General features: G+C 35.6%; 13 protein-coding genes and 1 pseudogene. 7 read left to right on the top strand and 7 right to left on the bottom strand.

Annotated features, from left to right (window positions below):
- Window positions 1-265 precede the first annotated feature (265 nt).
- Window positions 266-460 carry a hypothetical protein gene (locus BuS5_RS04335; protein ID WP_157487511.1) on the top strand — a complete coding sequence of 65 codons (195 nt, stop codon included), beginning with the start codon at window positions 266-268 and terminating at the stop codon, window positions 458-460.
- A gap of 151 nt (window positions 461-611) precedes the next feature.
- Here the strand turns inward: BuS5_RS04335 and BuS5_RS04330 are convergent, their stop codons facing one another.
- From BuS5_RS04330 to ltrA, 3 genes are all read right to left on the bottom strand, one after another.
- Window positions 612-884 (bottom strand): hypothetical protein, encoded by a 273-nt coding sequence (locus BuS5_RS04330; protein ID WP_027355186.1) that lies wholly within the window; start codon window positions 882-884, stop codon window positions 612-614.
- Window positions 881-1,189, bottom strand: coding sequence for a toxin (locus tag BuS5_RS04325; protein WP_198012353.1), 309 nt, complete (start codon window positions 1,187-1,189; stop codon window positions 881-883). Before BuS5_RS04325 ends, BuS5_RS04330 begins: the two co-directional genes overlap by 4 nt.
- A gap of 494 nt (window positions 1,190-1,683) precedes the next feature.
- Window positions 1,684-3,057, bottom strand: coding sequence for a group II intron reverse transcriptase/maturase (ltrA, locus tag BuS5_RS04320; RefSeq protein WP_036019348.1), 1,374 nt, complete (start codon window positions 3,055-3,057; stop codon window positions 1,684-1,686).
- Between the two features lie 290 nt (window positions 3,058-3,347).
- Between ltrA and BuS5_RS04315 the strand changes: the two genes are divergently transcribed.
- The 4 genes and pseudogenes from BuS5_RS04315 to BuS5_RS04300 all read left to right on the top strand — a co-directional run bounded on the left by BuS5_RS04315 (window position 3,348) and on the right by BuS5_RS04300 (window position 6,270).
- Window positions 3,348-4,467, top strand: a protein-coding gene (locus BuS5_RS04315; protein WP_245266731.1) for an IS3 family transposase whose coding sequence is annotated in 2 segments (ribosomal slippage) — window positions 3,348-3,620 and window positions 3,622-4,467 — 1,119 coding nt in all. Because the reading frame shifts where the segments join, the coding sequence is not laid out codon by codon here.
- Window positions 4,468-4,701: 234 nt separating this feature from the next.
- Complete coding sequence (locus BuS5_RS04310; RefSeq protein WP_274427654.1) at window positions 4,702-4,899, top strand: hypothetical protein; 198 nt, start codon at window positions 4,702-4,704, stop codon at window positions 4,897-4,899.
- Between the two features lie 363 nt (window positions 4,900-5,262).
- Window positions 5,263-5,838: pseudogene (locus BuS5_RS04305) on the top strand (IS3 family transposase); the annotation flags it as partial.
- Between the two features lie 234 nt (window positions 5,839-6,072).
- Window positions 6,073-6,270 (top strand): hypothetical protein, encoded by a 198-nt coding sequence (locus BuS5_RS04300; RefSeq protein ID WP_274427654.1) that lies wholly within the window; start codon window positions 6,073-6,075, stop codon window positions 6,268-6,270.
- A gap of 670 nt (window positions 6,271-6,940) precedes the next feature.
- Here the strand turns inward: BuS5_RS04300 and BuS5_RS04295 are convergent.
- From BuS5_RS04295 to BuS5_RS04280, 4 genes are all read right to left on the bottom strand, one after another.
- Entirely contained in the window at window positions 6,941-8,095 is a 1,155-nt protein-coding gene (locus tag BuS5_RS04295; RefSeq protein ID WP_036019371.1) for an IS4 family transposase, read from the bottom strand.
- 435 nt (window positions 8,096-8,530) lie between these two features.
- Window positions 8,531-8,836: a hypothetical protein gene (locus BuS5_RS04290; protein WP_274427721.1), complete on the bottom strand. Its 306-nt coding sequence runs from the start codon at window positions 8,834-8,836 to the stop codon at window positions 8,531-8,533.
- 667 nt (window positions 8,837-9,503) lie between these two features.
- The gene (locus BuS5_RS04285; RefSeq protein ID WP_274427654.1) at window positions 9,504-9,701 is read right to left on the bottom strand and encodes a hypothetical protein; all 198 of its coding nucleotides are present in this window, start codon (window positions 9,699-9,701) and stop codon (window positions 9,504-9,506) included.
- Window positions 9,702-9,935: 234 nt separating this feature from the next.
- Window positions 9,936-11,055 (bottom strand): IS3 family transposase gene (locus BuS5_RS04280; RefSeq protein ID WP_245266731.1). Its coding sequence is split into 2 segments (ribosomal slippage): window positions 9,936-10,781 and window positions 10,783-11,055, totalling 1,119 coding nucleotides; the frame shifts between segments, so codons are not numbered across the junction.
- Between the two features lie 15 nt (window positions 11,056-11,070).
- Between BuS5_RS04280 and BuS5_RS04275 the strand changes: the two genes are divergently transcribed.
- Window positions 11,071-11,787, top strand: coding sequence for an AAA family ATPase (locus BuS5_RS04275; RefSeq protein WP_051375187.1), 717 nt, complete (start codon window positions 11,071-11,073; stop codon window positions 11,785-11,787).
- Window positions 11,788-12,012: 225 nt separating this feature from the next.
- A complete protein-coding gene (locus BuS5_RS04270) occupies window positions 12,013-13,578 on the top strand; it encodes a DNA methyltransferase (RefSeq protein WP_274428027.1) in 1,566 nt (521 codons plus the stop codon).
- The last annotated feature ends 1 nt before the right edge of the window (window position 13,579 follow it).

Genomic DNA, 13,579 nt, shown 5'->3' with positions numbered 1-13,579 from the left:
AAACATTTTATCAATAAGTTATGAACATTTTAGAATGGTATTATTATTTATTAAATCAATTAGTTAAGTTGTTTATGAACATTTTTATGATAAACAGAAACATATTTTTTTTATTTACTATTATTTTTTTAATTTTCAGGATTATTTATAGCTCAAAAGCGCACCTTAAAAAACCTTGTTTTTTGTCTTGACAATGGGGAGTACCTTAAAAATAAAAAACAACGGTTGCCAAAGCGTAAATCGCTGTTTGCGGCATTCTGCAACAATGATTGTTGATGCGATGCTGACTTTACCCAAAAACCACAAAAAGCAAGGCGAGATGTCGCCGAGTGCTGAAACAGTGAAACTTATAAAATGCTTGCCGAAGCTGACGTTCAAAAAAGCAACAAGAAACACCGGCAAAAGCGATAACCGGCAAATATCGGCAACGGCTGTTAGCAAAACAGGCGATGGGAAATAAGCCTCAAAATTAAGCCTGAGAGAAGGTTTACAACGGTTGAGTTCAGGGGCAAGCGGGATTTACAGCTATGAATTTTGAGTAACCTGAGATTTGGCCAGTAAGACTGAATTTCAAAAAAACACGCTGTCCGCTTGTCCCTTGAAACGATTGGTTATCCATTCTCTGAGGTCAATTCCCCTTCAACGTATCTGTGAATTAAGCCGGAAATAAGAGTTTGATAGGGAATACCCATTTCCAATGCTTTTTTTTGGATTCCTTTGTAATCGTGAGCGTAAAGTCTTATTGTAATTCTTTTATCTTTTTTAAAAGTATTTTTAGCTATAACTTTAATATTTTCTAATTTTTTTTTCGATGGTGTAGAAAGTTTCATTTTTCCACTTTCATAAGCATCTATGATATTTTTTTCTTCTTCATCATATTTCATTTTTCCTCTCCCTGTTCTTTTTGATAAGCCTTTGTGGCTTTTCTGCTCGGGATAATTGTTTTTAAAAATATGTATTCTTTTTGGATAATATGCGGAATCATATAGATATAATCTTCAATGATTACAAAATATATCTTTTGACCGGGATATTTTTGTTGGTCTGGATGATCCGCAACTTTCCATACATCACCTTGGGACAAATGGAAAATTACCTGTTCAAAAGATAGTTGTCTTTCTTTTTTTAACCATTCATTTTTTTCTGGGTTCCAATCGTATTTCATATTTGTAATGTACATCTTTTCCATGTACAAGTCAATAATTCATTGCATCTTGCATAACGCGGCTGTTGAGCCGCGAGAATCGCAAGCACTGGCTGAAAAAGGCAATTTTTTTTCAGCCAGTGCTGAGAATCGCAGTCGGCTCCAACGTCCTTGATAGGTGGAGCGTGAGCGGGAACCTATCAAGGACGTTGGAGGAACTCGACAGCCGCGATAAGTGGACCGTGTGCGTAGCGCAGCGGAGCTCACGGTCCACTTATCGATGAACTCACCGGCCGCCAACATGCGGGGCAAGACCTTCCGCAAACGACAACATTTATGCGGAAGACAACATTTCAAAAAAAAGCACCGCTGTTGACGGTCGGGTTCCAGGTAGGAGCATCGGTTACCCGACGCCCCCCCTACAGACCCGTACGTGAAGATTTCCCTCATACGGTTCCTCGGTTCAAATCCTTTTTACCGGATTATCAACCAAACAGGCGACACCCCGTTTGGCGTATAACTTTGCAGCCCTTACGGCATCAAATATTATGGACTATTCTGGGTAATGGCAGTGGGTATGTTGTGCGCAAGTCCTCGAACATTACTTCGCCCTTGTGACTTCTTCGGCTTAACCATCGACGCCATGCTTTCTCAGTATATTCAAACACAACTTCCAGCACTTTGTAGTTACTTATTACTCCAAAGTACTGGTAAAAACCTCGCAGTTTACTGCAAAGAATCTCATACTGCTCGGCCATTGGCTTATGACGGTTATCCTTGCACCATATCCATATTCTCTTCATAAAACGGCTTGAACGCTTTCTTGCCGTCTTTTTCTTTATTACCATGTACCCTTTTAATGATTTTGACCAGTAAAATGTAAACCCTAAAAAATCAAACGTCCCGTTTCCCTTTCCGCTAATGCGTTTGGAAAATCGAATCAGTTTTGTCTTTTCCGGGTGAAGTGACAGCTCGAACTGTTCGAACCGCCTGGGTAATACATCCATGACACGCAATGCGTCTTTTTCATACTCGAACCCGAGGATGAAATCATCCGCCCAGCGTATGATGGAGCATCTCCCTTTCATCCGGGGGATCACTTCTTTCACGTACCAGTCATCTAAAACATAATGAAGAAAGATATTACTGAGCACAGGGGAAATTACTCCTCCCTGTGGAGTGCCCGTTTCAGAGTACGTCAGGTTGCCTTCCTCCATTACGCCTGCATTCAACCACTTCCCTATCAGGCGAATCATTCCGCCGTCACTTACTCTCCGACGTATCATGTCTTTAAGTAACTCGTGATTAATATTGTCAAATAGTCCTGTAATATCTGCGCTTACTATCCAGCTGATATTCTGCTTCAAGCATTGCTCACGTAAATCTTTGATTGCCATGTGTTGGCTCCGACCTTTTCTGAATGCATGGGAAAAATTGTAAAAATTCCTGTCAAATATGACATTCAATATGGCTGCTGCTGCTTTCTGGACAATTTTATCCTCAAGTACAGGTATGCCAATTGGACGCTTTTTCCCTCCTTCCTTGTCTATCCAGATACGCTTTACAGGAGACGCAACGTACTGTCCTCTCCGCAGTCGTTCATACAGATTATAGAGGTTTTGATCAAGATTTTCGGCATACTCCTTTGCCGTAACCTTGTCCACTCCTGCAGATTTGCTTTTCCGAATTTTACGAAAGGATTGTTTCAGTAAATCAAAGTCTATCCGATGGACTACTGATGTAAATACCAGTTCAGGATTACTTTGAGCAAGCAGCTCGATTTTGATAAGGGATGACCCACCTGTTAACACCGGTGGTTGTCCCCATTCTATCGGTCTGGAATTGCAAGCGACCGTTCTTGCAATTTCTCGGCTTTTTGTTGATATGGTTTGTGACATCTGTGTATCTCCCATAATTCCTGCCAAAAAAACGTTATACCCTGCTTCACCTTCCCTGCAGTGGGTCGCTTGGGCATCACTTCCCCACCTTTCCGATCAAGATAGTTCAATTCTTAATCATCGGTACTATGATCTGCTAAGACTTCCGAATGTTTATCTCAGGTTCGTTCGCTCTTCGCTATCCTCCCCTGATACCTTGTATCGCCCATCTTTTAATGTTTGTGTTTATAATACTCCCCAAAAACTGGACAGTTGTTTAAGGTGTAAAATGAGTATATCCTGATCAACAAAAAGGAGGCTCATTAATGGGTAAAATTCGAAAAAATTACAGTGCATCATTCAAAGCTAAAGTAGCGCTTGAAACGGTTAAAAAGGAAAAGACGATTTCTCAACTATCTAGTGAATATGGAGTTCATTCAAATCAAATAAATCAATGGCGAAAGCGTCTATTAGAAGAATTGCCCGATATATTTTCAAAAAAGCGTCAAAAAAAAGAAAAAGACGCTGAAGAATTCCAGGCGGAGCTTTACCAACAAATCGGCCAATTAAAGGTCGAATTGGACTGGCTAAAAAAAAAATCTAACCTTCTCAATTGATATAAAGCGTCAATACATTGAGCCGAATCATTCTTTGATACCGGTAATGCGCCAGTGTGATCTTTTGGGAATAAACAGATCAACCTATTACTATCAATCCTGCAAAGATGAGAGCTATAACCTGGCTCTCATGCGATTGATAGACGAAGAATATACCCGATATCCGTTCTACGGTGTTGAAAAAATGACGGCCGTATTAAAGCGACAAGGGCACACTGTTAATCCTAAACGAATAAGACGTTTGATGCGGCTTATGGGACTTGAAGCTATATATCCAAAACCAAATTTGAGCAAAGCATCAAAAGAGCATAAAATTTATCCATACTTGCTGCGAGGCGTTTCCATTGAGCAAGTTGACCAGGTGTGGTCAACGGATATTACCTATATCCGTTTGAATTCAGGTTTTATCTATCTTGTAGCAGTGATAGACTGGTTTAGTCGGTATGTCCTGAGCTACGAATTTTCAACCACATTGGATAAGGATTTTTGTATAAAAGCCTTACAGGGTGCCTTAAAAATTGCAAAACCTAAGATTTTTAACACGGATCAAGGCAGTCAGTTTACCAGTGATGCCTTTACCGGCGTTTTAAAAAAAGCCGATGTGAAGATCAGCATGGACGGCCGGGGCCGTGCTCTGGATAACATTTTCGTAGAGCGCCTTTGGCGTACCGTGAAATATGAACGTGTTTATCTTCACAATTATGAGACCGTCAGGGAGGCTATTCAAAACATTGGAGAATATTTTGGCTTTTACAATAATGAACGACTCCATCAATCTTTGGATTACCAGACCCCGGCAGAGATATATTTTAAAACTTTTCCAGGGTAATTTCAGAACCACTTTGTATAATTAATTAGAATACCATTAAGTCGTATTGATATTATAAAAAATGTTTCCTGCTGCAAACAAGATAAAAGCGTACTATCCAACACATAATCAGTTGGTAGTAGAGTTTGTTTGAATATTGCATAACGCTAATCAAATATATAGCGTATTTTTAGGATGATTTTTTGAATAGCGTTGCACTTAATTCAACATACTATATGTTTTGGAGGTAAAAAAATGAGAGGAGGAAAACGTGCAGGGGCTGGTCGAAAAAAGAAACCAGACCATTTGAAACGAGAGCTTGTGACAATTAGATTACCACAGTGGATGATTTCACAGCTCAAGAGGAATGGTCAAATTGGTTATTTAATTGAGAGTCAATTGGCGAAAAAAGATTTTTTGAATTTGCCGGATGATTACGAAATTGATAGTTAAGATCGGACAAATTAAAGGAAGTAACAGGCAAGATTTATCAGCAATGGTGATCAATGTGAGGTTGTAAAAATAATATATTTTGGTGAATGCCCTATTCAACGTGCGGCATAAGTTATAAACATATTAATATTGAATTTTAACAGTATGTTAATGAGATACAAAAAAGTTATAAACATTTTATCAATAAGTTATGAACATTTTAGAATGGTATTATTATTTATTAAATCAATTAGTTAAGTTGTTTATGAACATTTTTATGATAAACAGAAACATATTTTTTTTATTTACTATTATTTTTTTAATTTTCAGGATTATTTATAGCTCAAAAGCGCACCTTAAAAAACCTTGTTTTTTGTCTTGACAATGGGGAGTACCTTAATATATCCAAAACCAAATTTGAGCAAAGCATCAAAAGAGCATAAAATTTATCCATACTTGCTGCGAGGCGTTTCCATTGAGCAAGTTGACCAGGTGTGGTCAACGGATATTACCTATATCCGTTTGAATTCAGGTTTTATCTATCTTGTAGCAGTGATAGACTGGTTTAGTCGGTATGTCCTGAGCTACGAATTTTCAACCACATTGGATAAGGATTTTTGTATAAAAGCCTTACAGGGTGCCTTAAAAATTGCAAAACCTAAGATTTTTAACACGGATCAAGGCAGTCAGTTTACCAGTGATGCCTTTACCGGCGTTTTAAAAAAAGCCGATGTGAAGATCAGCATGGACGGCCGGGGCCGTGCTCTGGATAACATTTTCGTAGAGCGCCTTTGGCGTACCGTGAAATATGAACGTGTTTATCTTCACAATTATGAGACCGTCAGGGAGGCTATTCAAAACATTGGAGAATATTTTGGCTTTTACAATAATGAACGACTCCATCAATCTTTGGATTACCAGACCCCGGCAGAGATATATTTTAAAACTTTTCCAGGGTAATTTCAGAACCACTTTGTATAATTAATTAGAATACCATTAAGTCGTATTGATATTATAAAAAATGTTTCCTGCTGCAAACAAGATAAAAGCGTACTATCCAACACATAATCAGTTGGTAGTAGAGTTTGTTTGAATATTGCATAACGCTAATCAAATATATAGCGTATTTTTAGGATGATTTTTTGAATAGCGTTGCACTTAATTCAACATACTATATGTTTTGGAGGTAAAAAAATGAGAGGAGGAAAACGTGCAGGGGCTGGTCGAAAAAAGAAACCAGACCATTTGAAACGAGAGCTTGTGACAATTAGATTACCACAGTGGATGATTTCACAGCTCAAGAGGAATGGTCAAATTGGTTATTTAATTGAGAGTCAATTGGCGAAAAAAGATTTTTTGAATTTGCCGGATGATTACGAAATTGATAGTTAAGATCGGACAAATTAAAGGAAGTAACAGGCAAGATTTATCAGCAATGGTGATCAATGTGAGGTTGTAAAAATAATATATTTTGGTGAATGCCCTATTCAACGTGCGGCATAAGTTATAAACATATTAATATTGAATTTTAACAGTATGTTAATGAGATACAAAAAAGTTATAAACATTTTATCAATAAGTTATGAACATTTTAGAATGGTATTATTATTTATTAAATCAATTAGTTAAGTTGTTTATGAACATTTTTATGATAAACAGAAACATATTTTTTTTATTTACTATTATTTTTTTAATTTTCAGGATTATTTATAGCTCAAAAGCGCACCTTAAAAAACCTTGTTTTTTGTCTTGACAATGGGGAGTACCTTACACATAACGACTTGGTGTAACCTGCGCTTTACCCGTAGCAAAGCGTAGGGTAAAGCGTCTGGTTGACACAATTGTTATGGTTTTTAAATTTACAGCTCATTTTTTTATTTCCTACATCCACTACTGCCGGATCAAGGAAAAAAATTATTAGTAACAATGAACAACCTTTCAAAGATCTAATAAGTTTTATAAAAGTAGCATAAACCCACATATGCTTGACACCCTTGTCAGCGTATTAATTTTCAATCAACTTTTTCTAGTGAAAATACAATTCCTACTCAGTAGTGTCCGGTTAAGTTTTTGCATATAGCATTTGCTCTTTGATAATCAGATTATTAGACCATACGTTTTTTTCGTCAGTACGTAATTCGTTCTGGATGGTATTTCTAAGCTGACGAATCCTCTTTATTGATACAGGTTCATTAAACTGTTCATGGCAGTATATGGCCATAAGCAGGTAGGTTATTAACCCCGCAAGGATTTGAACCATCAGGCCATATCTACTGTGAGCAATCAAGTGGTACACTTTTAAATGTTTCTTCCACCATTTGAAAAAAGTTTCGATATCCCATCTAAGCTTATAAACGGTTGCAACCTGCTCGGCTGTAAGATCATAACGATCAGTTGCCACAAAATATTTGACACCGGCAATTTTATAACCAACCAGTCGAACCGGCTTTCTGGTCTGGTTTACCCCAGGAGTGCCAAGAAGAACCACAGCATCATAAAAAATATAGCTGTCGGGATCAACAGGCTGCTCTTTGATAATAGTTCTTGTTGTTTTCGCTTTGATGCGGCAAACAAAATGTTTTTTTTCATCCTGAAGAAGATCAAAATCCTTATGTGATTGATACCCCCGATCCATGATTCCTGTTTGGCCTTTTGTAAGGATAGACCTGACAAAGGGGCGTTCAGCGCCATTTCCATTTGTCAGATGAATTTTTATAGGAATCTTGCGATTGACATCAAAGCCGAAATGGCCTTTTGCTTTTTTAGCGCCTTTTCTGTAATCAGCCCAGTACATGGACAGAACTGCATCAATTAAAGATCCATCAATGGAAACGAGTTCACCGAGATCTGAATAATTTGATGGTAAAGCATTTTGTGCCTGGCTGCAAAGAGCTTGAAAAACATATTCAAGCTGTTCAAGCCCTCGAGAATTGATAATTTCGGAAAAACTGCTACGACTGATCCCTCCATCTGGAGCGACACATTCTTTGGCAAAATCGTCTTCTTTAAGGTGTTGAATAAGATCACGAGCTGATTCATGTTCTTGTAGATGGAAAAATATCAGTGCGTGAAGCTGATCTTCAAAAGTCATTTTCAATGGCCTGTGACCTCGGGATTTAAGCTGTGGCGTGTCAGGAAAAATCTTTTGCAAAGGTTTGAGAAATCGAGCATGAGATTGGGGATTAAAATTCTTTTTTGGGATATTGAATATGTCCATTTTTGTCTTAACTCCTTGTTATAATTATATTTTATAACAAAACGATAAAAAATTTTTATTTGGTTTGTCAAGTAAAAAATGAACATTTTTCTAATTTTTTTATCCCATATAACATGCAAAAACCTAACCGGACACTACTGATTCCTACTACCAAAATCTAAAAAGTGTGGGCTTTTGATCCTTAAAAAATTGTTTTTAATTTAGGCATATAATTTTGCTGAGATTTCTTATCAAGAATAAAAGACTTAATTGTTTGATATTTACTATCACTTACAACTACTAAAATTCTATTATTTTTTTTAGCATATTGATACTCATCGTTTAATAGTAATTGAGATTCCTCATTTATTAAACCCTGTTTAAAATTGGGGTGTCCAAAAACTCAGTTTTGTGGCTACTTTTTTTGCTCAACTTTTGGCCCTATCATGAGTGCGATTAATATCTTGGCACATTGTTGGGGTCATGAAATGCAGCATTAAAATTATCTTCCCCAACCAAATCCCGGCATTCTTTGCACTCCTGCCATATCCCTGAATGGCTGTTATTGTAATGAAAATGGCAGAGACCCTCGTGCTCGTGATGATATTGGCAATAATCTCCACCTTTTATAGATGCAAAAGAAGTGTCACAGCAAATCCATTGGTCACAACATTTTGTTTTTATTAAAGGAACAGAATCGTTTCCACAAAAGCTACAATGTTTGCCAGGGATTATTTTTGCTTGCAATCTATCATATGTCATTCAGGCACCTTCAATATTTTCAGTAAAATTTGCGTAGACCATAACAAAATGCCGTCAATAATTCAAAATTGCTGATTGAAAAAAATTATTATTCCCTATATATTCAAATATTTTAACCAAAAAGATGGTTATTGCTATGAGTAAAGTTTCAAAATTAAAAAAAGTAGAACTGCCTGGAAAGACAAAGCAGTTGATCGTACTCGTATAATTAAGTATCAGAAAGCTGAGCTGAAACGTACTAAAAATGAACGAAATAAATACAAGTCTGAACTCCGGAAAAATAGACAAGTAAGGTACTCCCCATTGTCAAGACAAAAAACAAGGTTTTTTAAGGTGCGCTTTTGAGCTATAAATAATCCTGAAAATTAAAAAAATAATAGTAAATAAAAAAAATATGTTTCTGTTTATCATAAAAATGTTCATAAACAACTTAACTAATTGATTTAATAAATAATAATACCATTCTAAAATGTTCATAACTTATTGATAAAATGTTTATAACTTTTTTGTATCTCATTAACATACTGTTAAAATTCAATATTAATATGTTTATAACTTATGCCGCACGTTGAATAGGGCATTCACCAAAATATATTATTTTTACAACCTCACATTGATCACCATTGCTGATAAATCTTGCCTGTTACTTCCTTTAATTTGTCCGATCTTAACTATCAATTTCGTAATCATCCGGCAAATTCAAAAAATCTTTTTTCGCCAATTGACTCTCAATTAAATAACCAATTTGACCATTCCTCTTGAGCTGTGAAATCATCCACTGTGGTAATCTAATTGTCACAAGCTCTCGTTTCAAATGGTCTGGTTTCTTTTTTCGACCAGCCCCTGCACGTTTTCCTCCTCTCATTTTTTTACCTCCAAAACATATAGCATGTTGAATTAAGTGTAACGCTATTCAAAAAATCATCCTAAAAATACGCTATATATTTGATTAGCGTTATGCAATATTCAAATAAACTCTACTACCAACTGATTATGTGTTGGATAGTACGCTTTTATCTTGTTTGCAGCAGGAAACATTTTTTATAATATCAATACGACTTAATGGTATTCTAATTAATTATACAAAGTGGTTCTGAAATTACCCTGGAAAAGTTTTAAAATATATCTCTGCCGGGGTCTGGTAATCCAAAGATTGATGGAGTCGTTCATTATTGTAAAAGCCAAAATATTCTCCAATGTTTTGAATAGCCTCCCTGACGGTCTCATAATTGTGAAGATAAACACGTTCATATTTCACGGTACGCCAAAGGCGCTCTACGAAAATGTTATCCAGAGCACGGCCCCGGCCGTCCATGCTGATCTTCACATCGGCTTTTTTTAAAACGCCGGTAAAGGCATCACTGGTAAACTGACTGCCTTGATCCGTGTTAAAAATCTTAGGTTTTGCAATTTTTAAGGCACCCTGTAAGGCTTTTATACAAAAATCCTTATCCAATGTGGTTGAAAATTCGTAGCTCAGGACATACCGACTAAACCAGTCTATCACTGCTACAAGATAGATAAAACCTGAATTCAAACGGATATAGGTAATATCCGTTGACCACACCTGGTCAACTTGCTCAATGGAAACGCCTCGCAGCAAGTATGGATAAATTTTATGCTCTTTTGATGCTTTGCTCAAATTTGGTTTTGGATATATAGCTTCAAGTCCCATAAGCCGCATCAAACGTCTTATTCGTTTAGGATTAACAGTGTGCCCTTGTCGCTTTAATACGGCCGTCATTTTTTCAACACCGTAGAACGGATATCGGGTATATTCTTCGTCTATCAATCGCATGAGAGCCAGGTTATAGCTCTCATCTTTGCAGGATTGATAGTAATAGGTTGATCTGTTTATTCCCAAAAGATCACACTGGCGCATTACCGGTATCAAAGAATGATTCGGCTCAATGTATTGACGCTTTATATCAATTGAGAAGGTTAGATTTTTTTTTTAGCCAGTCCAATTCGACCTTTAATTGGCCGATTTGCTGGTAAAGCTCCGCCTGGAATTCTTCAGCGTCTTTTTCTTTTTTTTGACGCTTTTTTGAAAATATATCGGGCAATTCTTCTAATAGACGCTTTCGCCATTGATTTATTTGATTTGAATGAACTCCATATTCACTAGATAGTTGAGAAATCGTCTTTTCCTTTTTAACCGTTTCAAGCGCTACTTTAGCTTTGAATGATGCACTGTAATTTTTTCGAATTTTACCCATTGATGAGCCTCCTTTTTGTTGATCAGGATATACTCATTTTACACCTTAAACAACTGTCCAGTTTTTGGGGAGTATTATAGTATTTCAATAACAGGAGATGAGGATATTCCAATCAACAAAAGGGAAAGTGGCGTTAAAAGACTAATACTTTTGAATTTTTTCAGAGCAGAAGCAGAGCGAAGACAACAAGACAAAAATGTTCCAGATATAATTTATGCAATTGAAGAGCCTGAAACATCACAACATCCAAGTCATCAAAGAAAAATGATTGAAGCCTTTTTTGAATTATCAAAAACAGATAATACTCAAATAATATTAACAACACACAGTCCTTCTATTGTAAAACTATTAAAATTTGAATATATAAAACTAATTAAAGATGATGATGGTTTAAAAATAGTAAACGTTGAACAAGCAAATTTACCCTATCCATCTTTGAATGAAGTTAATTACTTGGCTTTTGACGAGTCTAATGAAGAATATCACAATGAATTATATGGTTATATTGAAAGTAAACAGCTACTGAATGATTATAAATCAGGAAAAACACCTATTCTTTATAAAAAGGAATTTAGGGGAAAAACTTCTGAAACTCAAATAATACAGAGTGAGTATATTCGTCATCAAATTCATCATCCTGAAAATACTCAAAATTCAAGATTTACAAATGACAAACTGCAAGAATCTATTGGTGAGATGAGAACATTTATTACGGAAAATATTAACACATAACACGATTTACTGGATTGCAGGGGGCTGAGTCGCTTTGAAAAGTTTTAATTTAACAAGTTTTATTACCACGAACAAGTTTATTGGAAACCCATGCAGCCAGTGTTCTTGGCGACAGGATGGACAGCTCCGCGCCCCATCCTGTCGGCCTGCTGTTGAGTAGGCCGTTATTTATAAAAACAGAAATAGAATCTCACAATTGAGGAAAAATCAAAGATGCAAGATTTTATGACAATAAAAGAAGCAAGTATTTGGGCATCTAAATACATAAGTAAAAATGTTACTCCATCAAATATATCATATTTAATCCAATATGGAAGAATACATAGAAACGGAGACAATGGAAATGCTTTTGTCAATAGGTATGATTTAGAAAAATATTACAATTCACATTATGAGACAAAAGAAAACCGATGGAAAAAACAGTTGGGGAATGATTTAAACTGGAATTTGTCCTTTTCTGAATATAAAGAATCTGAAACAACAAAACATGTTCATAGATTGCATTCATATAAAGGAAAATTTATTCCGCAGCTCGTTGAATACTTTTTGGATCAGCATACTGACGATTTTAAAAATAAATCATTTTTTAATGCAGGTGATATTATTTTAGACCCTTTTTGTGGCAGTGGTACAACTCTTGTGCAGGCAAGTGAATTAAATTTACATTCGATTGGAATTGATGTTTCTGCATTTAATGCCTTTATAAGTAACGTTAAAGTTGGGAAATATGACATTAATGATGTCAAAAACACAGCTGATATAATTACGCAAAGCCTAAAAAGTTTTCAGAAAGAAAGAAACAATGTGAATTTTGAGAATAGATTATTAAATGAATTAAAAAAATTTAATAGCAATTTTTTTCCATCACCAGAGTTTAAGTATAAAGTCAGACAAAAAAAAATAAATGAAAAATTATATGGCAAGCAAAAATCCGATGAATTTTTAAAAATATACCATACGCTTATAGATAATTACAAAATTTCATTGAAACAGAAAAAAAATGACTCATTTTTGGACAAATGGTTTCTGCAAGTTGTTAGAGATGAAATTGATTTTGTCTTTAAACAAATAAAATCCATTAAAAACCTGGAAACCAAAAAAATTCTTGCTTTAGTTTTGAGTCGTACTGTCCGTTCGTGCCGTGCAACAACTCATGCTGACTTGGCAACACTAAAAGAGCCTGTAACCACGACGTATTATTGTAAAAAACACGGCAAGATATGTAAGCCATTATTTTCAATATTAAGCTGGTGGCAAAGATATACACAAGATACAGTTAAACGAATTATTCAATTTAATAAACTTAGGACAGATACTTTCCAGAAATGTTTAGTGGGAGATAGTAGAACAATTAATATAATACAAGAGTTAGAGGAGAAATATCCTAAATTTGGCAAATTAATTAATGACAACAAGATAGATGGAATCTTTTCAAGTCCGCCATATGTTGGTTTAATAAACTATCATGAACAACATGCTTATGCTTATGACTTGTTTGGTTTTGAAAAAAAGGAAGACTTGGAAATAGGGCCTTTATCTAAAGGCCAGGGAATAGAAGCGCGAAAGTCTTATATTAAAGGTATTTCTGATGTTTTGAATAACTGTAAACAGTTTTTGAAACAAGATTATGATGTGTTTTTGGTAGCCAATGATAAATATGGTCTATACCCGCAAATTGTTGAACTATCTAACATGAAAATTGTTAATGAATATAAAAGACCGGTTTTGAATCGTGTTGAAAAAGACAGGTCTGCTTATGCAGAAATAATATTTCACCTGAAGGAAAAGTAAA

The sequence above is a fragment of the Desulfosarcina sp. BuS5 genome (genome assembly GCF_028752835.1).
Taxonomy (GTDB): Bacteria; Desulfobacterota; Desulfobacteria; order Desulfobacterales; family BuS5; genus BuS5.
This window is presented reverse-complemented; position numbering and strand designations above follow the sequence as displayed.

What these genes read in the sequence shown, in the direction of transcription:
- BuS5_RS04335 (WP_157487511.1), top strand. Translation starts at nt 266, where the DNA reads ATGATTGTTGATGCGATGCTGACTTTACCCAAAAACCACAAAAAGCAA.
- BuS5_RS04330 (WP_027355186.1), bottom strand. Translation starts at nt 884, where the DNA reads ATGAAATATGATGAAGAAGAAAAAAATATCATAGATGCTTATGAAAGT.
- BuS5_RS04325 (WP_198012353.1), bottom strand. Translation starts at nt 1,189, where the DNA reads ATGGAAAAGATGTACATTACAAATATGAAATACGATTGGAACCCAGAA.
- ltrA (WP_036019348.1), bottom strand. Translation starts at nt 3,057, where the DNA reads ATGGGAGATACACAGATGTCACAAACCATATCAACAAAAAGCCGAGAA.
- BuS5_RS04310 (WP_274427654.1), top strand. Translation starts at nt 4,702, where the DNA reads ATGAGAGGAGGAAAACGTGCAGGGGCTGGTCGAAAAAAGAAACCAGAC.
- BuS5_RS04300 (WP_274427654.1), top strand. Translation starts at nt 6,073, where the DNA reads ATGAGAGGAGGAAAACGTGCAGGGGCTGGTCGAAAAAAGAAACCAGAC.
- BuS5_RS04295 (WP_036019371.1), bottom strand. Translation starts at nt 8,095, where the DNA reads ATGGACATATTCAATATCCCAAAAAAGAATTTTAATCCCCAATCTCAT.
- BuS5_RS04290 (WP_274427721.1), bottom strand. Translation starts at nt 8,836, where the DNA reads ATGACATATGATAGATTGCAAGCAAAAATAATCCCTGGCAAACATTGT.
- BuS5_RS04285 (WP_274427654.1), bottom strand. Translation starts at nt 9,701, where the DNA reads ATGAGAGGAGGAAAACGTGCAGGGGCTGGTCGAAAAAAGAAACCAGAC.
- BuS5_RS04270 (WP_274428027.1), top strand. Translation starts at nt 12,013, where the DNA reads ATGACAATAAAAGAAGCAAGTATTTGGGCATCTAAATACATAAGTAAA.